At 50.6% G+C, this 21954-nt stretch carries 14 protein-coding genes, 2 tRNA genes, 1 rRNA gene, 1 pseudogene and 1 other annotated feature; of the genes and pseudogenes, 4 read left to right on the forward strand and 14 right to left on the reverse strand.

Annotated elements, in window-relative coordinates; genetic code table 11:
* Window positions 1-87 precede the first annotated feature (87 nt).
* Window positions 88-1293: a XylR family transcriptional regulator gene (locus tag AC3RPL_RS18540; protein WP_490741100.1), complete on the reverse strand. Its 1206-nt coding sequence runs from the start codon at window positions 1291-1293 to the stop codon at window positions 88-90.
* Between the two features lie 776 nt (window positions 1294-2069).
* Here AC3RPL_RS18540 and yihA point away from each other — a divergent pair.
* The gene (gene yihA, locus AC3RPL_RS18545) at window positions 2070-2699 is read left to right on the forward strand and encodes a ribosome biogenesis GTP-binding protein YihA/YsxC (protein ID WP_367168429.1); all 630 of its coding nucleotides are present in this window, start codon (window positions 2070-2072) and stop codon (window positions 2697-2699) included.
* A gap of 70 nt (window positions 2700-2769) precedes the next feature.
* Here yihA and spfP read toward each other — a convergent pair.
* From spfP to AC3RPL_RS18570, 5 genes and pseudogenes are all read right to left on the reverse strand, one after another.
* A pseudogene (gene spfP / locus AC3RPL_RS18550) lies at window positions 2770-2814 on the reverse strand (small protein SpfP); the annotation flags it as partial.
* 288 nt (window positions 2815-3102) lie between these two features.
* Window positions 3103-5889 carry a DNA polymerase I gene (gene polA, locus AC3RPL_RS18555; protein WP_490741101.1) on the reverse strand — a complete coding sequence of 929 codons (2787 nt, stop codon included), beginning with the start codon at window positions 5887-5889 and terminating at the stop codon, window positions 3103-3105.
* A 400-nt stretch (window positions 5890-6289) separates the two neighbouring features.
* A complete protein-coding gene (gene dsbA / locus AC3RPL_RS18560) occupies window positions 6290-6919 on the reverse strand; it encodes a thiol:disulfide interchange protein DsbA (RefSeq protein WP_034940506.1) in 630 nt (209 codons plus the stop codon).
* 48 nt (window positions 6920-6967) lie between these two features.
* Window positions 6968-7960, reverse strand: coding sequence for a serine/threonine protein kinase (locus AC3RPL_RS18565; protein ID WP_490741102.1), 993 nt, complete (start codon window positions 7958-7960; stop codon window positions 6968-6970).
* Between the two features lie 77 nt (window positions 7961-8037).
* The gene (locus AC3RPL_RS18570; RefSeq protein ID WP_490741103.1) at window positions 8038-8307 is read right to left on the reverse strand and encodes a YihD family protein; all 270 of its coding nucleotides are present in this window, start codon (window positions 8305-8307) and stop codon (window positions 8038-8040) included.
* A gap of 74 nt (window positions 8308-8381) precedes the next feature.
* Between AC3RPL_RS18570 and mobA the strand changes: the two genes are divergently transcribed.
* Window positions 8382-8966 carry a molybdenum cofactor guanylyltransferase MobA gene (mobA, locus tag AC3RPL_RS18575; protein ID WP_490741104.1) on the forward strand — a complete coding sequence of 195 codons (585 nt, stop codon included), beginning with the start codon at window positions 8382-8384 and terminating at the stop codon, window positions 8964-8966.
* 283 nt (window positions 8967-9249) lie between these two features.
* Window positions 9250-11002: a sequence feature (23S ribosomal RNA rRNA prediction is too short), on the reverse strand.
* A gap of 336 nt (window positions 11003-11338) precedes the next feature.
* Here the strand turns inward: mobA and AC3RPL_RS18580 are convergent.
* The 7 genes from AC3RPL_RS18580 to pepQ form a co-directional block, all read right to left on the reverse strand.
* Window positions 11339-11414 (reverse strand) — tRNA-Ala (locus tag AC3RPL_RS18580).
* A gap of 140 nt (window positions 11415-11554) precedes the next feature.
* A tRNA-Ile gene (locus tag AC3RPL_RS18585) sits at window positions 11555-11631 on the reverse strand.
* Window positions 11632-11705: 74 nt separating this feature from the next.
* A 16S ribosomal RNA gene (locus tag AC3RPL_RS18590) occupies window positions 11706-13247 on the reverse strand.
* A gap of 399 nt (window positions 13248-13646) precedes the next feature.
* Window positions 13647-14183, reverse strand: a complete 537-nt coding sequence (gene hemG / locus AC3RPL_RS18595; RefSeq protein WP_490741105.1) for a menaquinone-dependent protoporphyrinogen IX dehydrogenase — start codon at window positions 14181-14183, stop codon at window positions 13647-13649.
* Window positions 14184-14201: 18 nt separating this feature from the next.
* Window positions 14202-15653, reverse strand: a complete 1452-nt coding sequence (gene trkH / locus AC3RPL_RS18600) for a Trk system potassium transporter TrkH (RefSeq protein WP_490741106.1) — start codon at window positions 15651-15653, stop codon at window positions 14202-14204.
* Window positions 15654-15683: 30 nt separating this feature from the next.
* Complete coding sequence (locus AC3RPL_RS18605) at window positions 15684-16295, reverse strand: IMPACT family protein (RefSeq protein WP_490741107.1); 612 nt, start codon at window positions 16293-16295, stop codon at window positions 15684-15686.
* Entirely contained in the window at window positions 16295-17626 is a 1332-nt protein-coding gene (gene pepQ / locus AC3RPL_RS18610) for a Xaa-Pro dipeptidase (RefSeq protein WP_490741108.1), read from the reverse strand. The genes AC3RPL_RS18605 and pepQ overlap by 1 nt, the downstream gene beginning before the upstream one ends.
* Before the next feature lie 177 nt (window positions 17627-17803).
* Here pepQ and fadB point away from each other — a divergent pair, with 177 nt between their 5' ends.
* Both fadB and fadA read left to right on the forward strand, forming a co-directional pair.
* The gene (gene fadB, locus AC3RPL_RS18615) at window positions 17804-19987 is read left to right on the forward strand and encodes a fatty acid oxidation complex subunit alpha FadB (protein WP_490741109.1); all 2184 of its coding nucleotides are present in this window, start codon (window positions 17804-17806) and stop codon (window positions 19985-19987) included.
* A 10-nt stretch (window positions 19988-19997) separates the two neighbouring features.
* Window positions 19998-21161 carry an acetyl-CoA C-acyltransferase FadA gene (gene fadA / locus AC3RPL_RS18620; protein ID WP_034938796.1) on the forward strand — a complete coding sequence of 388 codons (1164 nt, stop codon included), beginning with the start codon at window positions 19998-20000 and terminating at the stop codon, window positions 21159-21161.
* A 91-nt stretch (window positions 21162-21252) separates the two neighbouring features.
* On the opposite strand, the gene fre is transcribed toward fadA, so the two are convergent.
* Window positions 21253-21954: an NAD(P)H-flavin reductase gene (fre, locus tag AC3RPL_RS18625; RefSeq protein ID WP_490741110.1), complete on the reverse strand. Its 702-nt coding sequence runs from the start codon at window positions 21952-21954 to the stop codon at window positions 21253-21255.

A 21954-nucleotide genomic window follows, 5' to 3' on the forward strand; every position in this document is an offset into this window, starting at 1 on the left:
CGAATAATCAACGTGATGGCAATCTGCCGATCTGTCCGTCATCCGGACAATGCCGAAAGAATAATCATAATATGGGTAACTGATGTGTCATAACGTGTGATCAGCATCACTATTTTCCTCTGGGTTGTGCCAGCGCGAACGATATACCAGCGGCGTCACAGCGTAAGCTTTCTTGAAAACAGCGTGGAAATATTGCAATGAGCGATAGCCGGTAACATCCGCTATCTCATTGATGGACAAGGCCGTGGTGATCAGCAGCTGACGTGCGCTTTCCAGCTTTTGATGGTGAATCATTTCGTGAATACTCTGCCCCAGGCTTTGCCGGAAACGCGCATCCAGATTGGTGCATGACAGACCGACGTGATCCAGCACCTGCTCGGTTTTGATCCCTTTACAGGCATGATTGCGAATAAAATGCATCGCCCGTATTACACAGGGATCAACCACAGAGAGATAGTCAGTGGAGCGCCGCGCAATAACTCTGGCTGGCGGCACAATGATTTGCTGTGTCGGCAGCGGCATCTGGCGTAACTGAAGATGTAACAGTTTGGCGGCCTGGTAACCCATCTGACGACACCCCTGAACGACAGATGACAGACTGATGCGCGACAGATAGCGAGCCAGCTCTTCGTTATCAATACCTATGATGGCAATCTTTTCCGGCACCGGAATTTCAAGATATTCGCATACCTGAAGCAGGTGCCTTGCTCTGGAGTCAGTAACGGCAATAATACCGGTTCCCTCCGGTAGCGCTTTAACCCAGGCCATTAGCGCATTTTGCGCTTGCTGCCAGTTATTCACATCAATATCGTAACCACGGTAAATTTTACCCTGATGATCTCCTTCATGAAGTAGCGCCTCGAAGGCAAGCTCACGTTCCAGCGCCCAGCGTTTATTCTGCGATTCAGGAAAACTATATAAGGCAAAATAGCGCAACCCTTTCTGCAGCAGGTGATGGAACGCACTGCGGACCAGCGCATAATTATCAGTGGCAACGTAAGGCAGCGCAGGGTAGCTGGAGGATTGATGGTAGGATCCCCCAACCCCAACCACCGGGACGGGCAACCTGCCGAGATAAGCCTCGCTGCTGGCATCATCCATATCCGCAATGATGCCATCAAAGGTCCACTCTTCAAGACGCTGGATGTCACTGCGATAATCATCAGCGATAAATACATCCCAAAGCGCCTGGGAAGCCTGGATGTATTCACCCACCCCTTCAATAATTTGTCGGTCATAGGCTTTGTTAGCATTGAATAACAGAGCTATGCGAAAAATCGCGCTACGTTCCATCAGTGACCTCTGTTTTTACCCGCGAAAGAGAAAACACCAGGAAAGTGAGCATCTGATTGCCCTGAGTTTGTTAAAACAATGTTTCATAGAATTTAACGTGTTGAAAATTGGAAAGGAAATGGCAAAAACGCAGAATGGACGGTGGATCACAACTTGTTTCGTTGCGGGTGCGAAAGATTCAGATTGGTCGTTTAAAAGGTATTCACAGATTCGGCACTCTGTTGCAATGCCTGCTTACATCAGATTTTCTGAAACACAGTACTCATGTCAGAATCTGTGGTCCCTTAATGGTAGAAAGGCAACAGGATAACCTGTCGCCTTTCCTGATGCCTTCCTGAGAAGGACTCACTTCAGTCAGTATCCTTTTTAGCACACAACATCCCTGTTTTCCGTTGCCATCGCCGTCCATCCTGAACGCTATCCTTTCCATCAAAGAGTGCTGCTCCCTCAACACATTCCCTCCCTGCTCTGCACCATCCCGATGTCCCTGAGCTCTTCTTCCTGAAGGAAGCCCTCCAAGCTTTGACAAATACTTTAGACTATATGGTTCAGGTCACAAGGAAGGCTGATGATTTTTTTTATCAGTGATTTTTTATCATTACTAATGATATGTTTTATAAGAAATTTAAAATAATCCTGCTAAAAAAAACAGAAAATTTCCTGCAAGAATCATCGGTAATCTCTCACGAGTTTTCCTGGGGATTTGTCCAACAGGGCGTTTTCAATCGATAAAGGGTATACTTTGCGCAACTATCCTTATATCCGGAGTTTCTATTTTGTCTGGCTGGAATTATCACCTTACTCATTTTGTTACCAGCGCCCCCGATATTCGTCACCTGCCGGACGATTCCGGTATTGAAGTGGCGTTTGCCGGGCGTTCCAATGCGGGCAAATCCAGCGCCCTGAACACGCTGACCAATCAGAAAAACCTGGCCCGAACCAGTAAGACGCCAGGACGCACACAATTGATTAACCTGTTCCAGGTCGCTGAAGGTTATCGGCTGGTCGATTTACCCGGCTATGGCTATGCAGAAGTGCCGGAAGAGATGAAGTTAAAATGGCAACGTTCGCTGGCAGAATACCTGCAAAAACGCCAGTGTCTGAAAGGCGTGGTGATCCTGATGGATATTCGCCATCCTCTGAAAGAACTCGATCAACAAATGATCCAATGGGCGGTTAGCAGTGGCATTCAGGTACTGGTGCTGTTAACCAAAGCCGATAAGCTGGCTTCCGGTGCGCGTAAATCTCAGCTGAATATGGTACGTGAAACCGCGAAAGGTTTTGCGGGGGATGTGCAGGTTGAGATGTTTTCATCCCTTAAGAAGATGGGTATTGATAAACTCCGTTTCAAACTCGACAGCTGGTTCAGTGAATTGCCCTCTTCTTCTGAAGAAACCAGTGACTGAACGGGAACCCGGTGAGCTCGCGCCCAATAAAAAACGCCCCAGTTGTAACAACTGGGGCGGCTAATATTAAGCCAAATCCGATTACGTGAAGTAAAAGGTTTGAAAGATAGAACATCTTACCTCTGTACCCTACGCAGCAAACTTTACATGATTTCCTGAGCCCTCAAAAGTTTTTTTGTAGTTAATTTTCATTAAATAGCGTCGGTTATCTGGCATAGCTCACAAAAAAAGAGATTGCTTGTAGCTTAATTACAAAAAAAATGCTGCCGGGCCAGGTGCTTAGCTGAAATTCCGCGCGAAAGAAAAATCCTGAGCAACAGCGCTTGTTAACCAAAGCATTTTCTTATGGGACAAAAAAAGACTGATATCGCGATGATATCAGTCTGACTTTCCAGTGAAACTATCAGTGGGCCTGATCCCAGTTATCACCCACTCCCACATCTACCTGCAACGGAATATCCAGCTTCATGCTGTTTTCCATCAGTTGACGAATTTTGCTGCTCGCCGCTTCAACTTCTGACGTTTTTACTTCAAAAACCAGTTCATCGTGAACCTGCATGATCATTTTCACCTCAGAATTTTCCTCGAGGCTAAGCCAGCCATCGACATCTATCATCGCTTTCTTAATGATATCCGCCGCAGTCCCCTGCATCGGAGCATTGATAGCCGCTCGCTCGGCAGCTTTACGACGCATTACATTACTGGCCTTAATATCCGGCAGATAGAGCCGACGCCCGTCCAGCGTGGAAACGTAGCCTTTTTCGGCCGCCTCCTGACGAGTGCTTTCCATATATTCCAGCACACCAGGGTACCGTTCGAAGTACAAATCCATATACTTTTTGGCTTCGCCTGCACCAATATTCAATTGGCGGGATAGTCCAAATGCGCTCATGCCATATATCAGACCAAAGTTTATCGCCTTGGCACTACGACGCTGCTCTGTAGTGACCTTATCCAGCGACATACCAAATACCTCTGCCGCCGTGGCGCGATGGATGTCCTGCCCTTGCGAGAAGGCTTTCAGTAATCCTTTATCCTGTGACAAATGAGCCATGATACGCAGTTCAATTTGTGAATAATCAGCCGCAACAATCTTGTGACCTTCACTGGCTATAAAAGCCTGGCGAATGCGCCGTCCTTCTTCGTTCCGCACCGGGATATTTTGCAGGTTAGGATCGGTTGAAGAGAGTCTGCCCGTAGCCGTCACGGCCTGATGGTAAGAGGTGTGGACCCGCCCGGTGAGTGGATTGATCATTTGAGGCAACTTGTCAGTGTAAGTTGACTTCAGTTTGGACAAACCACGATGCTCGAGGATGACTTTCGGCAAAGGATAGTCCAGCGCCAATTCAGCCAGTACCTCTTCGCTGGTAGAAGGCGCTCCACCAGGCGTTTTCTTAGTGGGTTTAATACCCTGCTTTTCAAACAGTATGGTCTGTAGTTGTTTGGGAGAAGAAAGGTTAAACGGCTCACCAGCCAGCTCGTGAGCTTTCAGCTCCAGTTCAGCAAGACGGGTGGTTAGCTCCTGCGAATGGTTTGCCAAAATATTCGGATCGATCAGTACACCATTACGTTCGATACGCGAGATGACGGAAAGCAGTGGCATTTCAATTGATTCAAATACTGTCTTCGGTCCGGCTTCTTTTTCCAGTTCAGGCCACATCTTAAGATGCAGTTGTAAGGTGACATCCGCGTCTTCTGCTGCATAATGCGCCGCCTGTTCCAACGCAATCTGGTTAAAGGTCAACTGCTTTTTACCCTTACCGGCTATCTCCTCAAAGGTAACCGTTTTATGGTTCAGCCAGCGAGAGGCCAGCGTGTCCATATCATGCCGGCCAACAACACTGTTAAGTGCATAGGACTCAAGCATGGTGTCAAATTTTATGCCCTGTAACTCAATATCGTAGTTTTTCAGTACGCCGCGATCATATTTCAGGTTCTGCCCTATCTTCAGCAACTGTTCGTTCTCAAGCAGTGGTTTCAGTTGCTGGAGTACGTCATCACGCTCCAACTGCACGGGCGCATCAAGGTAATCGTGAGCGACGGGTAGGTAAGCGGCCTCTCCCGGCGCTACAGCAAAGGAAATGCCGACGATATTGGCACTCAGCGTATCAAGGGAATCCGTTTCCAGATCGAAGGCAAACAGCTTGCTGCTTTGAAGTTTTTCAAGCCAGCTGGTAAACACATCCTGATCAAGGATGGTGACGTATCCCTCAGCTGACAGTACGCTGGCGGCTTCATCCTGTTGTTGCCTTTCTTCAACCAGCATCTTCTGCGCCTGTGGATTACTCTTTTTACCCTGCAACCATTTGCCTTCTTCCAGGTCGGCAATCCAGCGTTTAAATTCATAATGGCGAAACAGATTGAGCAATTCCTCTACGGCCGGATCGCTGACCGTTAGTTGTTCACTGCTGAGATCCAGTTCAACATCTGTCTTAATGGTTGCCAGCTGATAAGAAAGCAAAGCGACCTCTTTATTTTGCTCAAGCTTCGCAGCCATCGTTTTCGCGCCACGAAAACTCAGTCCAGCCACTTTATCCAGATTATCAAAGATATCGTTAATACCTCCAAGTCCCTGCAACAGCGCCTGAGCGGTTTTCTCCCCCACACCAGGCACGCCGGGGATGTTATCTGAAGAATCACCCATCAGGGCAAGAAAATCGATAATCAACGATGGAGGGATGCCGTATTTCTCCTCAACTTCATCCGGGCCGAGAATGGCATTGTTCATGGTGTTGATTAGCGTGATATTGGGCGTGACCAGCTGCGCCATATCCTTGTCACCGGTGCTAATCAAAACGGGCTTTCCTCGTTTTTCTGCTTCGAGTGCCAACGTACCGATGACATCATCGGCTTCTACGCCGGACACTGCCAGTAGAGGCAATCCCATTGCCCTGACCATGGTATGGAGAGGTTCGATTTGCGATCTGAGATCATCCGGCATCGGTGGGCGGTGAGATTTGTAAGCATCGAAAAGTTCATCACGGAACGTTTTCCCTTTGGCATCAAAAACCACCGCCACATGGCTGGGTTTGTACTGTAACAGTAAACTGCGCAGCATATTCAGAACGCCATACATCGCTCCGGTTGGTTCTCCTGCACTGTTGGTCAGTGGAGGAAATGCATGATAAGCGCGATAAAGGTAAGAAGATCCATCCACCAGAATAAGCGGGTTTTCTGCAATCTGAGCCATAATTTGTCACATTCTTCGTTGGTTTCCTCAATGAAACTTAGGATGCCACAGCTGTGACTAAAAAATGAAATAAGTCCGCGTATTAACTTCTCTGACAACACAGAACTGCGACAACATACGCAACAATAAACTGTGGATAACTTTGTGCGTAAAATTTCTAACGTATTGTTATCTTCAGGAAAAGAAGATTACATTAAATTAAAAAATTTATATTAATCATATAGATAAAATTTAAACCGCTGATTCCCTGCAAGCCTTATCAAATTAATTCTATGTGGATATTAATTATCTGGAAGAATTTGTCGCCGGTCAGCGAAAGAGAGTAGCAATGTATTACTGGCGTAATCGAATCTGTGAGGAGACAACGCCAGCGCAACGCTGGCGTTATAAAACAGCGGGGTTATTTCTGGGTTACGAGGTATTTCACAACGTTTGCATATTGCTGAACATAGTTATCCATAGAACTGGTATCAAGGCCGCCGTTGTTCACCATGTACTTGCCATTAACAAACATTGCCGGTACACCGCGCAAATTAACATCCTCAGCAGCCTTCTCCTGCTGGGCTACCAATGATTTGACCACGAAGCTGTTCCAGGCAGAATCATATTGTTCCGGGGTAATTCCAGCAGCTTTAACAAAAGCATCTTTCAGGCTGGCTGCATCAGTGATGGTTTGTGTTTTCTGAATGCCATCAAAAATTGGTGCAGTAACTTTGTCTTCCACACCCAATGCCATCGCAACGGCCCATGCCTGAGTTACCGTTTTACCCATTTCGCCGCCAAGAAATTCGACGTGGTATTTCGTCACTTTAGTACCGGCGGGCAGATTCTTTTTAACCGCATCACTGACGTGCCAGACGTGTTCAAATTCATAGCAATGTGGGCAATAGAAAGAGAAAAACTCCAACACCTGAGGTTCACCCGTCGCCGGTTTTTGCAGCGTGACGTACTGCTGACCATCAGTGAATTGTGCCGCTGAGGCGCCGAACATCAGAAACATTCCAACCAGGGCAAACAAAATTTTTTTCATCGAAAACTCTCTTCTGAAAACAAAAATGGGTTAAGCGAAATATAACGCTCAACTCTGGAATGCGGGCATCAGCTGCAATGGTGGCTCCTGCAACAGCCGGGCCTGCTCGTTAAAGATGGAAATCTGTCTGCGCCAGAAATCCTCGTCTGTCATCCATGGGAAGCTGGTCGGGAACGCCGGATCCTGCCAGCGACGGACAATCCACGCCAGATAATAAACCATCCTCATAGCGCGTAAAGGCTCAATCAGTGACAATTCGTGTAAGTCGAACTCACTGAATTCACAGTATGCTTCCAGCAAAATGTCCCACTGGATACGCTGCTCCTTGCTGTCACCATTAATCAGCATCCAGAGATCCTGTACTGCCGGCCCGTTACGAGCATCATCAAGATCAACAAATAGTGGTCCATCGCGCCAGAGTATATTGCCGGGATGGCAGTCACCATGAAGGCGGAGCGGCTGCCACTGAGTATGCCAGCAGTTTTGTAAAGTTGTGCCTATCAGCCTGACGCTGCTTAATAAATTTTCTTTCAGCCTGCCGGGAATCAAGCTGCTGGCCTCAAACACCTCTAATGGTTCAAAAACGGATTCATGCAGGCTAATGGTCGGGCGATCAGCAAACGTTTTTTTCCTGCCGATCTGGTGAATACGTCCCAGATAACGTCCGACCCATTCAAGGTGATCGTAATTGTCCGTTTCATACTGACGGCCTCCCAGACTGGGAAACAGGGTGAACTGATAGCCCTCATGCTGATGCAGCGTTTTACCCTGCAAAACCAGCGGTGCGGCAACAGGAATCTCTGAGGCCGCCAGTTCAGCACTAAACTGATGCTCTTCCAGGATTTGTGCTGGCGACCACCGCTGCGGGCGGTAAAACTTCACCACGTAGCGTTTTCTCTCTTCATCGCTAAACTGCCAGACCCTGTTTTCATAACTGTTCAGTGCGGTCAGGCCGGAATCAACACTAATCCCTGTCGCCCAAAGCGCATCAAGAATAGTGTCAGGATTTAAATTCTGAAAGTTGAAGGCAGGTTCTTTCATCCGGCATACTCGTCATCGTGATCAGTTAACGCTGAAGAATATCATCAAACAGCACCACGGCAGATGGCAGCAGCAATTTAATCTTTAATGACACCACGTGCGCGTAGCAAAGCGGTTTTAAAGTCTTCTTCATAATCTTTCTTCAGGCCAGGAATTTCTGCTTGTTTATCGGTTCCACGCATTTTGAGGTGATAAATCAGTACATCATCCGTTAATTCATCCAGTGGTTGAGTAAAACCCGCTTCCACAGCAAGTTTCTGCAAAAATTGCACTAAATTCAGATCGGGGTCCTGCTGCCAGACGGGTTGTAATAATGACAGTAATTCGTTGAGACGATGACATTTCATATCGGGTTCCTGTATTGATACTGGTGTCGTTACGGTAGCAGGCTTAAATCCACAATAAAAGGGCGTGTAAACTAATGAGCAGCTACCCTCTTCTCTCATTCAATAACATCACCGGTGTAATTCTGGCGGGGGGACGGGGTAGTCGTATGGGCGGTAAAGACAAAGGGCTCGTAACCTGGCACGGAAAACCCCTTTATCAGCACGTATTGACGAGTCTGGCACCTCAGACAGAGAAAGTTTGTATTAATGCTAATCGTAACATTTCTATTTATCAGCAAAGCGGCTTATCCGTGATTACTGATTCTTTGCCTGACTTTCCCGGTCCGTTGGCTGGAATGCTTGCTGCTCTTGAGTATATTGATACTGACTGGGCGGTATTTGCTCCCTGTGATACTCCAGCTCTACCAACGGATATGGTTTCACGTCTTTGGCAGGCAAAGCATACAGCTCCGGCAGTATGGGTTTGCTCAGCCGGGCGAGACCATCCTGTAATAGCCCTGCTTCATATCAGCCTTGCCACGCCGCTGGCAGGTTTTCTGGCTAAAGGAGAAAGAAAAGTAATGTTGTTCCTTAGGGAGGCTGGAGGCCATGGCGTGTCTTTCGATGACTGCCCGGAAGCATTCGCCAATTTTAACCAACATGAAGACCTTTTGTCCTGAGAGAGCACAATGATTCCACTTCTGGCGATTACTGCTTTCAGCGGTACAGGGAAGACGACGCTGCTGAAGCAACTGATTACCATTTTCAAAACGCGGGGCATCCGTCCCGGTCTGATTAAACATACGCACCATGATATGGATATTGATATCCCTGGCAAAGACAGCTACGAGCTGCGTAAGGCGGGGGCCAGTCAGGTTATGGTCTTTAATTCGCAACGCTGGGCGTTGGTCACAGAAATGGCACAACAACCTGAGCCCGATTTGCAGTTTTTAGTCAGCCGCATGGATCAAACATCAATGGATATTATTTTGCTGGAAGGTTTCAGGCATGAACCTGTGCCCAAAATTGCGTTATGGCGTGGAGGGGAGCAATTGAAACTGGAACAGCTACTGGACAGGCACGTTATTGCTGTCGCCAGCGACCGTAGTTTCGGGTACGATTTCGTGTTGCCTGATGCTTAGAGGCTTTTCCTGGAAGCAGGGCATCTGTCACTTCAGCACCGTGGTGCCTCGTCATCACGCCTCAGCCTTGATTTTCCGGATTTGCCTGGAAAACCAGCCTACACGCTTAAACCGGGACGACCGTCGCCCGGCTGACACAGCCTTCTCCGTCCCCCCTTCGCAGCAACACCAAGTACGGGAATATTAACCCGTTTCCCATCGACTACGCCTTTCGGCCTCGCCTTAGGGGTCGACTCACCCTGCCCCGATTAACGTTGGACAGGAACCCTTGGTCTTCCGGCGAGCGGGCTTTTCACCCGCTTTATCGTTACTTATGTCAGCATTCGCACTTCTGATACCTCCAGCAGCCCTCACAGGCCACCTTCGCAGGCTTACAGAACGCTCCCCTACCCAACAACGCTTGCGCGCCGCTGCCGCAGCTTCGGTGCATGGTTTAGCCCCGTTACATCTTCCGCGCAGGCCGACTCGACCAGTGAGCTATTACGCTTTCTTTAAATGATGGCTGCTTCTAAGCCAACATCCTGGCTGTCTGGGCCTTCCCACATCGTTTCCCACTTAACCATGACTTTGGGACCTTAGCTGGCGGTCTGGGTTGTTTCCCTCTTCACGACGGACGTTAGCACCCGCCGTGTGTCTCCCGTGATAACATTCTCCGGTATTCGCAGTTTGCATCGGATCGGTAAGCCGGGATGGCCCCCTGGCCGAAACAGTGCTCTACCCCCGGAGATGAGTTCACGAGGCGCTACCTAAATAGCTTTCGGGGAGAACCAGCTATCTCCCGGTTTGATTGGCCTTTCACCCCCAGCCACAGGTCATCCGCTGATTTTTCAACATCAGTCGGTTCGGTCCTCCAGTTAGTGTTACCCAACCTTCAACCTGCCCATGGCTAGATCACCGGGTTTCGGGTCTGTACCCTGCAACTTAACGCCCGGTTAAGACTCGGTTTCCCTTCGGCTCCCCTATACGGTTAACCTTGCTACAGAATACAAGTCGCTGACCCATTATACAAAAGGTACGCAGTCACACCACGAAGGTGCTCCCACTGCTTGTACGTACACGGTTTCAGGTTCTGTTTCACTCCCCTCGCCGGGGTTCTTTTCGCCTTTCCCTCACGGTACTGGTTCACTATCGGTCAGTCAGGAGTATTTAGCCTTGGAGGATGGTCCCCCCATATTCAGACAGGATACCACGTGTCCCGCCCTACTCTTCGAACTCACGGCCTGTGCCTCTTCGTGTACGGGAGTATCACCCTGTATCCTGCGACTTTCCAGACGCTTCCACTGATGCACAAGCCGATGATGGTTCCGGGCTCCTCCCCGTTCGCTCGCCGCTACTGGGGGAATCTCGGTTGATTTCTTTTCCTCGGGGTACTTAGATGTTTCAGTTCCCCCGGTTCGCCTTGCAGCACTATGTATTCATGCTGCAATGATGCACTGAGTGCACCGGGTTTCCCCATTCGGGTATCGTCGGGTATCGCGGTTCATATCACCTTACCGACGCTTATCGCAGATTAGCACGCCCTTCATCGCCTCTGACTGCCAGGGCATCCACCGTGTACGCTTAGTCACTTAACCTCACAACCCACAGGCGTCCTTTCTTCTGGTTTCGTAACGACTGCGCGTCGTCATGGCCGCGTTATGCAGTGCTTGCAGTGCTCATGGACATCAGTCCACTCCGCCCTGCTGCGCGCTGACGCCTTGCCACGACCTTGCTCGTTCGTTACTCCGACAGAGTCACGCTGCATGTTGTAAGCATTTGAGAGACCCGAACATGTCGTTATGCCATTCTTATTACGGAGAATGACCACAACATGTCGTTTCAAATTTTCAGCTTGTTCCGGATTGTTAAAGAGCATAATACGTCGCAGCACACCGTTTCCGGCATGCTCTGACGTACTGTTGACAACTGCATGGTGGAGCTAAGCGGGATCGAACCGCTGACCTCCTGCGTGCAAGGCAGGCGCTCTCCCAGCTGAGCTATAGCCCCATACAGTGTGCAGAGACCGTCTACTACCACTCAGCTTTTCTCCCGATTGAGAAAGGCAATTTTTTCTCAGGCAAGGCGTGGCGATGCGAAGCATAGTTTGCTATGCGAGTTATCGTCACAACGCGGCATGAGGGAAAATCTGGTAGGCCTGAGTGGACTTGAACCACCGACCTCACCCTTATCAGGGGTGCGCTCTAACCACCTGAGCTACAAGCCTGTAGAGGTTTTTTCTGCTCGTTACTTTTCTATCAGACAATCTGTGTGAGCACTGCACGGGAAGGTATCTTCAGGTAAGGAGGTGATCCAACCGCAGGTTCCCCTACGGTTACCTTGTTACGACTTCACCCCAGTCATGAATCACAAAGTGGTAAGCGCCCTCCCGAAGGTTAAGCTACCTACTTCTTTTGCAACCCACTCCCATGGTGTGACGGGCGGTGTGTACAAGGCCCGGGAACGTATTCACCGTGGCATTCTGATCCACGATTACTAGCGATTCCGACTTCACGGAGTCGAGTTGCAGACTCCGATCCGGACTACGACGCACTTTATGAGGTCCGCTTGCTCTCGCGAGGTCGCTTCTCTTTGTATGCGCCATTGTAGCACGTGTGTAGCCCTGGCCGTAAGGGCCATGATGACTTGACGTCATCCCCACCTTCCTCCGGTTTATCACCGGCAGTCTCCTTTGAGTTCCCGGCCGAACCGATGGCAACAAAGGATAAGGGTTGCGCTCGTTGCGGGACTTAACCCAACATTTCACAACACGAGCTGACGACAGCCATGCAGCACCTGTCTCACGGTTCCCGAAGGCACAACCCCATCTCTGAGGTCTTCCGTGGATGTCAAGGCCAGGTAAGGTTCTTCGCGTTGCATCGAATTAAACCACATGCTCCACCGCTTGTGCGGGCCCCCGTCAATTCATTTGAGTTTTAACCTTGCGGCCGTACTCCCCAGGCGGTCGATTTAACGCGTTAGCTACGGAAGCCACGCCTCAAGGGCACAACCTCCAAATCGACATCGTTTACGGCGTGGACTACCAGGGTATCTAATCCTGTTTGCTCCCCACGCTTTCGCACCTGAGCGTCAGTCTTTGTCCAGGGGGCCGCCTTCGCCACCGGTATTCCTCCAGATCTCTACGCATTTCACCGCTACACCTGGAATTCTACCCCCCTCTACAAGACTCAAGCCTGCCAGTTTCAAATGCAGTTCCCAGGTTAAGCCCGGGGATTTCACATCTGACTTAACAGACCGCCTGCGTGCGCTTTACGCCCAGTAATTCCGATTAACGCTTGCACCCTCCGTATTACCGCGGCTGCTGGCACGGAGTTAGCCGGTGCTTCTTCTGCGGGTAACGTCAATGAATGAAGTTATTAACTCCACTCCCTTCCTCCCCGCTGAAAGTACTTTACAACCCGAAGGCCTTCTTCATACACGCGGCATGGCTGCATCAGGCTTGCGCCCATTGTGCAATATTCCCCACTGCTGCCTCCCGTAGGAGTCTGGACCGTGTCTCAGTTCCAGTGTGGCTGGTCATCCTCTCAGACCAGCTAGGGATCGTCGCCTTGGTGAGCCGTTACCTCACCAACTAGCTAATCCCATCTGGGCACATCCGATGGTGTGAGGCCCGAAGGTCCCCCACTTTGGTCTTGCGACGTTATGCGGTATTAGCTACCGTTTCCAGTAGTTATCCCCCTCCATCGGGCAGTTTCCCAGACATTACTCACCCGTCCGCCACTCGTCACCCGGGGAGCAAGCTCCCCTGTGCTACCGTTCGACTTGCATGTGTTAGGCCTGCCGCCAGCGTTCAATCTGAGCCATGATCAAACTCTTCAATTAAAAGTCTGATTTGCTTCAACTCGTGAAGCGGTGCTCAGGAAAAACCGTAATGAATTACGTGTTCACTCTGAGGCTTGATATTTTTTTGCATCCTAAGATGCGGATATCAATCCTGTGAGTGCCCACACAGATTGTCTGATAAATTGTTAAAGAGCGGTGCAACCGGCAGCGCTGCTGCTGTTGCGAGGTGGCGTATATTACGCTCTCCTCCTTCAGAGTCAACTTCTTTTTTAAGAGGTTTTCTCCGGCGGCTCAGCGTTGCTGAACCTCCTGACCCGCCGGCTTCTCAGCCGCTGTTCCGTGTCAGTGGTGGCGCATTATAGGGAGTTTTCAGGGCCTGACAAGGCTTTATTACAAATAAATGACCGACAGCGTCATTTTTCATCAAAACGCGTTTTTTTACTGCACTTTGCATGATATTGCAGCGAATTCATGGGCAAAGCGCCCAACCTGATCCCAGTCGGTGTAGTCCACTTCTTTAGTCGTATCCGTTTCTCCGCCGGTAAGGCGCATAATCATCTGGATCATCACACGGTCAAAAAAACCATAACGTGGGTAACGTAATGCCCCTGCGAACACCGTGCAACAGTCAGGCTGCCACGGCGATTGCAGCAGAAATTTACGTGTGTAAGCATTGGTTTGCGGTGTCCGTTTTTCAGGTTTACGCGCAGTCAAATTCACCGAGAAGAAGCCAGAAGGACGCTGACGCAATTCAGCCAGATGCAATTTTATGAACGCCATTAATTTAGGATGGAAATGACCATAACGAATTGAAGCTCCGATTAGCACGCGGTCGTATTTACTCCACTCGATATTACTGGCATGCAAAATGTTAAAGACATCGCATTCCAGCTTATCTTTAAGCTGATTAGCAATATAAGAAGCAATCTCACGCGTCTGGCCATCACGGCTGGAATACAGAATTAACGCTTTCATATAAGCACTCAATTTAAGTTATTCACGCCAGAAAGTCGGCGTGAACAGGACTAACAGCGTAAAGACTTCCAGACGACCAAAAAGCATCGTCAGAATCAAAATCCATTTCGCCGTATCGTTCATGGTAGTGAAATTATCCGCTACCACCCCTAGCCCTGGTCCCAGATTGTTAAGCGTTGCGGCAACGGCCGCAAAGGCCGAAAAATCATCCACACCCGTGGCAATGATAGCCAGCATACTTAACAAGAACACCAACGCATAGGCTGAGAAAAATCCCCACACCGCTTCAAGGATCCTTTCGGGTAACGCTCGCTGTCCCAGCTTAATGGTATAAACCGCATTGGGATGGACCAGACGCTTCAGTTCACGGTTCCCCTGTTTGAACAATAACAGGATACGGATAACCTTTAACCCACCGCCTGTGGAACCCGCACAGCCTCCGATAAAAGCTGAGCAAAGCAGTAGGACTGGCAGAAATAGCGGCCAGCGCGCAATGCTGTCGGTGGTAAAACCAGCCGTTGTCGCCATTGAAACAACCTGAAAGAAAGCCTGATTAATCGTTTGCATACCACTGCTGTAAACATTGTGAAACCACAGCACGACAGTACAGATGACGACCAGCGTAAACTGTACGCCAATAAACATGCGAAATTCCGGGTCACGCCAGTAAACCCGCAGGTTTCGACCGCTAAGTAATGAAAAGTGCAGCCCATAATTACAACCAGAGATCAACAGAAAGACGGCGATGATGGTGTTAATAGTGGGGCTGTTGAAATAGCCGATACTGGCATCGTGGGTGGAAAACCCTCCAATCGCAATCGTTGAGAAGCTGTGTCCAATGGCATCAAACAAGGGCATCCCAGCCAGCCACAGGGCAAGTGCGCAGACGACGGTCAGTAATACATAAATCAACCAGAGCGTTTTAGCCGTTTCCGCAATACGCGGGCGCATTTTGTTATCCTTCAACGGCCCCGGCATTTCCGCCCGATAGAGTTGCATTCCCCCCACCCCAAGGATCGGCAGGATAGCAACTGCCAGCACAATAATTCCCATGCCACCGAGCCACTGCAACATTTGCCGATAAAACAAAATCGCTTTAGGCAATGAATCCAGTCCCACTAACGTAGTGGCACCGGTAGTCGTCAGCCCGGAAAAGGATTCAAAAAAAGCATCGGTCAACGTCAGGCTCGGATGCTCGGCAAAGATGAATGGCATTGCCCCGACGCTGCCCAGCACTGTCCAGAATAGCACTACGATCAAAAAGCCTTCCCGCGGCTTCAGATCGCGCTTCTGATTGCGATTTGGCCACCACAATAAAGAACCGATCAGGAGCGCCATGAAAAAAGTCTGAGTAAAGGCTCGCCCGGCACCGTCACGGTAGATTAATGCCACCAGTCCGGGAACGATCATCGTTCCCGAAAACAGAATGACCAGTAAACCCACAATGCGGGTAATAGCACGAAAATGCATGCAGCCGTTCCTTTCCTGACAATAAAAGTGTTATTTAAGCGGGGCCAGATGGAGCGCCCCTCTGCTGAAATCGGTAAGATTTTGCGTAAACGCGGCAACCGAGGCATGAGGTAAGGCCAGCGTAAGCGAAACGCATTGCAGAAATTCGCTGTGCTGCAACTGGCCGTGGAACCGGCCAACCATTCTTTCTATCTCTGACAATTGAGCGTAGTCGCAGCACAGTGTAAAGGTCAGCATCGGCACTTTTTGCACCCGAGGCAGCGCTTTCAGCGCCTGCTGCACTCCCCCGCCATAAGCTTTTACCAGGCCGCCAGTGCCCAACTGAATACCACCGTAGTAACGAACCACCACGGCAGTGATTTCGCCAATATGATTTCCCATCAGCTGGGCCAGCATGGGTTTTCCGGCTGTGCCGGAGGGCTCTCCATCATCGGAGAAGCCCAGTTGTTGAGAGTCCGCAGGTGAACCAGCCACCCATGCCCAACAGTGATGGCGCTCAGCAGGATGATCACTTTTAACCTGCTGTACAAAGGCACGCGCTGACTCCACGCCGTCAGTGTGGGCTAACAGCGTAATAAAACGGCTTTTTTTGATTTCCTCACTAAAACTGAACAGCTCTGCGGGGATGTCATAAGCGTCCATCAGTCCAGCTTCAAATCCCGCGTCATGTTTTCCACACCGTGCTGATGGATAACGACATTATCCTCGATGCGAATACCGCCGTAAGGCTTCAACGCAGCGATACGTGTCCAGTCAAAGTGCTGGCTGAATTTTCCTTCACGCCACGGGGCAAGCAGTGAATCAATAAAATAGATTCCTGGTTCGATGGTCAGCACCATGCGAGGCTCCAACACCCGAGTACATCGCAGATAAGGATATTTTTGCGGCGCAGCGAGATGTGTGCCCTGATCGTCCTGCATGAAACCAGCCACATCATGCACCTGCAATCCCAGCGTATGGCCAACGCCATGCGGCATAAAGGGACCGGTAATATCTTCTGCCACCAGCGCTTCTTCGCTCAGCCCTTTCACCAACTGATGCTTAAGCAGTAGCCTGGCAATCCGCTGATGCATTTGCTGATGGTAATCGGTGTAACGCACACCAGCTTTAAGTGTGGCGATCAACGCCAGCTCTTCTGCGTTCATGTCCCTGATTAGCTCGGCATACTCACTATCATTTTTAGCAGCATAAGTGCGTGTTAAATCTGCTGCGTAGCCATGATATTCAGCGCCGACATCAATCAGGAAGCTTCGGGTTTCATCGGGTGGCAGGGGGGAAAGTTTGGTGTAGTGCAGCACTGCCGCATGTTCGTTAAGCGCAATGATATTGCCATAAGGCACATCAATGTCACGATGTCCGGTGGCACTGAGGTAAGCATTGTTGATATCAAACTCGCTCAGGCCGGACAGAAACGCTTCTTTTGCCGCACGATGACCGGTAACGGCAGTCTTTTGCGCTTCACGCATACAATACAGCTCGTAATCGGTTTTGTATGAACGGTGGTAGTGCAGGAAGTCGAGCAAGCCTTTGGGGTTGATCTGCCCGGCTTTAATACCCAGCTGAGTCGCGCGTTCAGCTACCGGACCAATCCAGGCCACATTCTCACGCCGAGAGGGCAGAAGCCTGGCCGCCTCATCAGCATTTGTTAACGGGATGATGTCGATTTCATCCGTCCAGAAGCTTTGCGGCAACGGCTCGACATTATGCCAGTAGTCCACAGGCGACCAAAAATAGAGCTGAGGCTTACTGACACCATCTATCCACAACAAGCAGTTTGGTACAGAAGTGACCGGAACCCACGCCTTAAACTGCGGATTCACTTTGAACGGATAAGCATGATCATCAAGAAAAGCCGTCAGCAGCTCGCCGGAGTGAATCAGTACAGAATCCAGTTGAAAGCGGGCTAAGGCCTGCCGCGCCCGCGCCTGTAGCGTTTCGATATGCTGCTGATACAGCGTGACCAACGATCCCATCACATGCCTCCATTAACACCAAACTGAGCGCATCTTATCACGGCGATGACGTTTTGCCGTACCTGTGATCTTGTTTGCAAATAAGCAAAGTCTTGTTTGCAAATAATTAACAATAATCCCACACTTTCGCTCATCTGGTACGACCAGATCCCCTAACCGTGGCCTCAGGAGACTATCATGCTTTACCAGAGCGAAACGCTTACTCTGAACTGGCTGGACCAGGGCATCGCTGAGCTGGTCTTCGATACCAGCGGCCAGGTTAATAAACTGGACACCCAAACTGTTGCCAGCCTGGGTGAAGCGATTTCCGTGCTCGAAGAGCAATCAGAACTGAAAGGGCTACTGCTCAGCTCAGGTAAACCGGCTTTTATCGTCGGGGCTGATATCACGGAATTTCTCTCACTGTTTGCTGCCCCGGCAGAAAAACTCACCCAGTGGCTCAATTTTGCTAACAACATATTCAATCGCCTTGAGGATTTACCCGTCCCGACCCTTTCTGCCATCAACGGCTATGCCCTCGGCGGTGGGTGTGAATGTGTGCTGGCAACAGATTTTCGCATCGCAACAGCGGATGCACGGATAGGCCTGCCTGAAACCAAATTGGGGATCATGCCCGGCTTTGGCGGTTCGGTACGTTTACCTCGCTTGCTTGGTGCAGACAGTGCGCTGGAAATTATTGCGGGCGGGAAAGATGTGGATGCAGCAAAAGCGCTGGCAATCGGTCTGGTTGATGCCGTAGTCGCCGCTGAAAAACTGCGCGATGCCGGTATGAAAATCCTGCTTGAGGCAGTTGAAGGCAAACAGGACTGGCGCGCCCGACGCCATCTTAAGCAACAACCGCTTAAACTGAGCAAAATCGAAGCCGCAATGAGTTTCAACGTTGCCAGAGGCATGGTTTTACAAACGGTGGGTAAACATTATCCGGCCCCTCTGATTGCGGTAAAAACGATTGAAGCCGCCGCACAACTGAGTCGTAACGAAGCCCTGCTGCTGGAAACGCAGGCTTTTGTACCACTGGCACGCTCTGATGAGGCCAGAGCGCTGGTCGGCATTTTTCTCAACGATCAGTTGATAAAAGCCAAAGCAAAAAAAATGATCCGTGAGGTGGCAACACCACGGCAGGTCGCGGTGTTGGGAGCCGGGATCATGGGTGGCGGCATTGCATATCAGTCAGCATGGAAAGGGGTGCCGGTGATAATGAAAGATATCAGGCCGGAGTCACTCACCCTGGGAATGAATGAGGCGGCTAAGCTGCTTAACAGGCAACTGGAGCGCGGCAAAATTGACGGCATGAAGCTGGCAGGCGTAATGAGCGCCATCCAGCCGACGCTCCACTATGCAGGCTTTGAGCAGGTGGATATGGTGGTGGAAGCCGTGGTGGAAAACCCCACGGTGAAAGCCGGGGTTCTGGCCGAAACGGAGGCCTGTTTGCGTCAGGATGCGATTCTCGCCTCAAACACCTCAACTATCCCCATCAACAGACTTGCCGGGGCGCTTCAACGCCCGGAAAATTTCTGCGGCATGCACTTCTTTAACCCGGTACACCGTATGCCGCTGGTTGAAATCATTCGGGGCGAAAAAACCTCAGAGAGCACTCTGGCAAAGGTGGTGGCCTGGGCCAGTCAGATGGGAAAAACCCCCATTGTAGTCAATGACTGCCCCGGTTTTTTCGTCAACCGGGTGCTGTTTCCCTACTTTGCCGGCTTCAGTCTGCTACTGCGCGACGGTGCAGACTATCGTCAGGTGGATAAAGTGATGGAAAAACAGTTTGGCTGGCCGATGGGGCCCGCCTGGCTGTTGGACGTGGTGGGCATTGATACCGCTCACCATGCACAAAAGGTTATGGAGGAAGGTTTTCCGGAAAGAATGAAAAAAACCTGTCGTGATGCGATTGACGTACTCTTTGCCGCCGGACGCTACGGACAAAAAAATCAGCTTGGCTTTTATCGGTGGGAAACGGACAAAGGTAAGCCAAAAAAAGTCGCCGATTCAGCTACAGACGATCTGCTACGCACTGTCTGTCAGCCATCCAGAGTGTTCAGTGATGATGAAATCATCGCCCGCATGATGATCCCGATGGTCAACGAAGTCATTCGTTGCCTTGAAGAAAAGATTATTGCCACGCCTGCCGAAGCCGATATGGCACTGGTTTACGGACTGGGTTTTCCACCTTTCCGGGGGGGCGTATTCCGCTACCTCGATACGCTGGGCAACGCCAGCTTCCTGCGCCTGGCAGAATCTTACAGCCAGACGGGCGCACTTTATCTCCCGCCCGTCAGCCTGCGAGATAAAGCGCGATGCAATGAAAGCTGGTATCCCCAGGCAATGCCGCATGGCGATGTCACGACTAAAACGGCGTGAGGGTAAAAGAATGGAAAAAGTGGTCATTATTGATGCAGTACGCACGCCGATGGGCCGTTCAAAAGGCGGAGCGTTCCGCCATGTCCGCGCCGAAGACCTCTCTGCTCATCTGATGCGCAGCCTGCTGAGCCGTAATCCTGCTCTGACAGCAGAAAAGCTTGACGACATCTGGTGGGGATGCGTTCAGCAGACGCTGGAACAGGGGTTTAATATTGCCCGCAATGCCGCTCTGCTGGCAGAGATTCCGCATCATGTGCCAGCCACTACTGTTAACCGGCTTTGTGGCTCATCGATGCAGGCGTTGCATGATGCAGCAAGAGCTATCATGGTGGGTGATGCCAGTGCCTGCCTGGTCGGGGGCGTGGAGCACATGGGCCATGTTCCGATGAATCACGGCGTCGATTTTCATCCTGGCCTCAGCCGGACCGTTGCCAAAGCTGCCGGGATGATGGGCCTGACAGCTGAAATGCTGGCGAAAATGCACAATATCAGCCGTGAAATGCAGGATCAGTTCGCCGCCCGCTCACACCAGCGAGCCTGGGCAGCCACTCAGTCCGGCCATTTCGCCAGTGAAATTATCGCCACCAGCGGACACGATGTAGAGGGTGTACTCAGGCGTTATGATTTCGATGAAGTGATTCGCCCGGACACCACCGTCCAGGGACTGGCGGCGTTACGCCCGGCGTTTGATCCGCTGAATGGCACAGTGACCGCTGCCAGTTCATCAGCCCTGTCAGATGGTGCTGCCGCCATGCTGGTGATGAGTGAATCCCACGCCAGTAGGCTCGGCCTCAGGCCGCGAGCTTATATTCGCGCAATGGCGGTTGTCGGCTGCGATCCTTCCATTATGGGATATGGTCCGGTGCCAGCCTCAAAACTGGCATTGCAAAAAGCCGGATTGAGCGTCAGTGATATCGATATATTTGAACTGAACGAAGCCTTCGCGGCACAAACACTGCCCTGCATTAAGGACCTGGGGCTGATGGAAAAACTGGATGAGAAGGTGAATCTCAATGGTGGCGCGATTGCGCTGGGCCACCCACTGGGATGCTCGGGTGCACGGATCAGTACCACGTTACTGAATCTGTTAGAACAGCGCGACGCTCACTTTGGCCTGGCAACCATGTGTATTGGTCTGGGTCAGGGGATTGCCACTGTTTTTGAGAGAGTCTGAAAGGTTGTGCTGGAAGTCTGACTGCTATTTTTCCCGCCTGTCAGGGGCGGTTTTATGATCGGGGGCAGAGTGCTTTCTGCCCCCTGGTCTTTCAGATAAAAGCGAAAGCATCGCTGTACATCTGATCGGCTTTCGCGCCACGTTCTGCGCAAAAACGTTCACGGGCAATTTTTGCCATCTCGAAACGTCCGGCGAGATAAATATCGTGCTCGCTGAGGCTAACATAATCATTCATCACTGCCGTTAACACTGTACCGCTGCGGCCTTGCCAGTCTGGCTCAGGTTGTTCGACAACCGGAATAATTTTCAGGTTGGGATGTTTCACCGCCAGCGCATTTAGCTCCTCAAGATCATAAAGGTGCTTCAGTTCGCGACCGCCCCAGTACAGCGCAATATCGCGATCCGGCTGCTGTGACAGCGCCGTTAACAGGATTGAACGCGCATACGAAAAGCCCGTCCCACCTGCGACCAGGATCAACGGACGGCTGCTTTCTTCCCTCAGCCAGGCATCACCATGGGGAATATCCACGGTAATGCTGCGCTGCTGCTGGATACGTTCCATCACCGCCATCGCGTAAAGATTAAGCTCTGAAGCGCCAATATGCAGCTCAATGATATCCTTTTCCATTGGCGTGGAGGCCAGAGAAAACGGTCGTTTATCCCGCTCATCCATCACTACCATCAGGTACTGACCGGCCCGGAAACTGAAGTCAGCTTCCGGCACCATGCGCACCCGGTAAACAGTTTCGGTAATCGTCTCTACCGAGATCACTTTACAGCTTAACGTTGTCAT

It is taken from the genome of Erwinia papayae (assembly GCF_058241465.1).

Bases quoted from the DNA above. Each gene is read 5' to 3' on its own strand.
- AC3RPL_RS18540 (WP_490741100.1), bottom strand. From the start codon at position 1,293: ATGGAACGTAGCGCGATTTTTCGCATAGCTCTGTTATTCAATGCTAAC.
- polA (WP_490741101.1), bottom strand. From the start codon at position 5,889: ATGGCTCAGATTGCAGAAAACCCGCTTATTCTGGTGGATGGATCTTCT.
- dsbA (WP_034940506.1), bottom strand. From the start codon at position 6,919: ATGAAAAAAATTTTGTTTGCCCTGGTTGGAATGTTTCTGATGTTCGGC.
- AC3RPL_RS18565 (WP_490741102.1), bottom strand. From the start codon at position 7,960: ATGAAAGAACCTGCCTTCAACTTTCAGAATTTAAATCCTGACACTATT.
- AC3RPL_RS18570 (WP_490741103.1), bottom strand. From the start codon at position 8,307: ATGAAATGTCATCGTCTCAACGAATTACTGTCATTATTACAACCCGTC.
- mobA (WP_490741104.1), top strand. From the start codon at position 8,382: ATGAGCAGCTACCCTCTTCTCTCATTCAATAACATCACCGGTGTAATT.
- hemG (WP_490741105.1), bottom strand. From the start codon at position 14,183: ATGAAAGCGTTAATTCTGTATTCCAGCCGTGATGGCCAGACGCGTGAG.
- trkH (WP_490741106.1), bottom strand. From the start codon at position 15,653: ATGCATTTTCGTGCTATTACCCGCATTGTGGGTTTACTGGTCATTCTG.
- AC3RPL_RS18605 (WP_490741107.1), bottom strand. From the start codon at position 16,295: ATGGACGCTTATGACATCCCCGCAGAGCTGTTCAGTTTTAGTGAGGAA.
- pepQ (WP_490741108.1), bottom strand. From the start codon at position 17,626: ATGGGATCGTTGGTCACGCTGTATCAGCAGCATATCGAAACGCTACAG.
- fadB (WP_490741109.1), top strand. From the start codon at position 17,804: ATGCTTTACCAGAGCGAAACGCTTACTCTGAACTGGCTGGACCAGGGC.
- fadA (WP_034938796.1), top strand. From the start codon at position 19,998: ATGGAAAAAGTGGTCATTATTGATGCAGTACGCACGCCGATGGGCCGT.
- fre (WP_490741110.1), bottom strand. From the start codon at position 21,954: ATGACAACGTTAAGCTGTAAAGTGATCTCGGTAGAGACGATTACCGAA.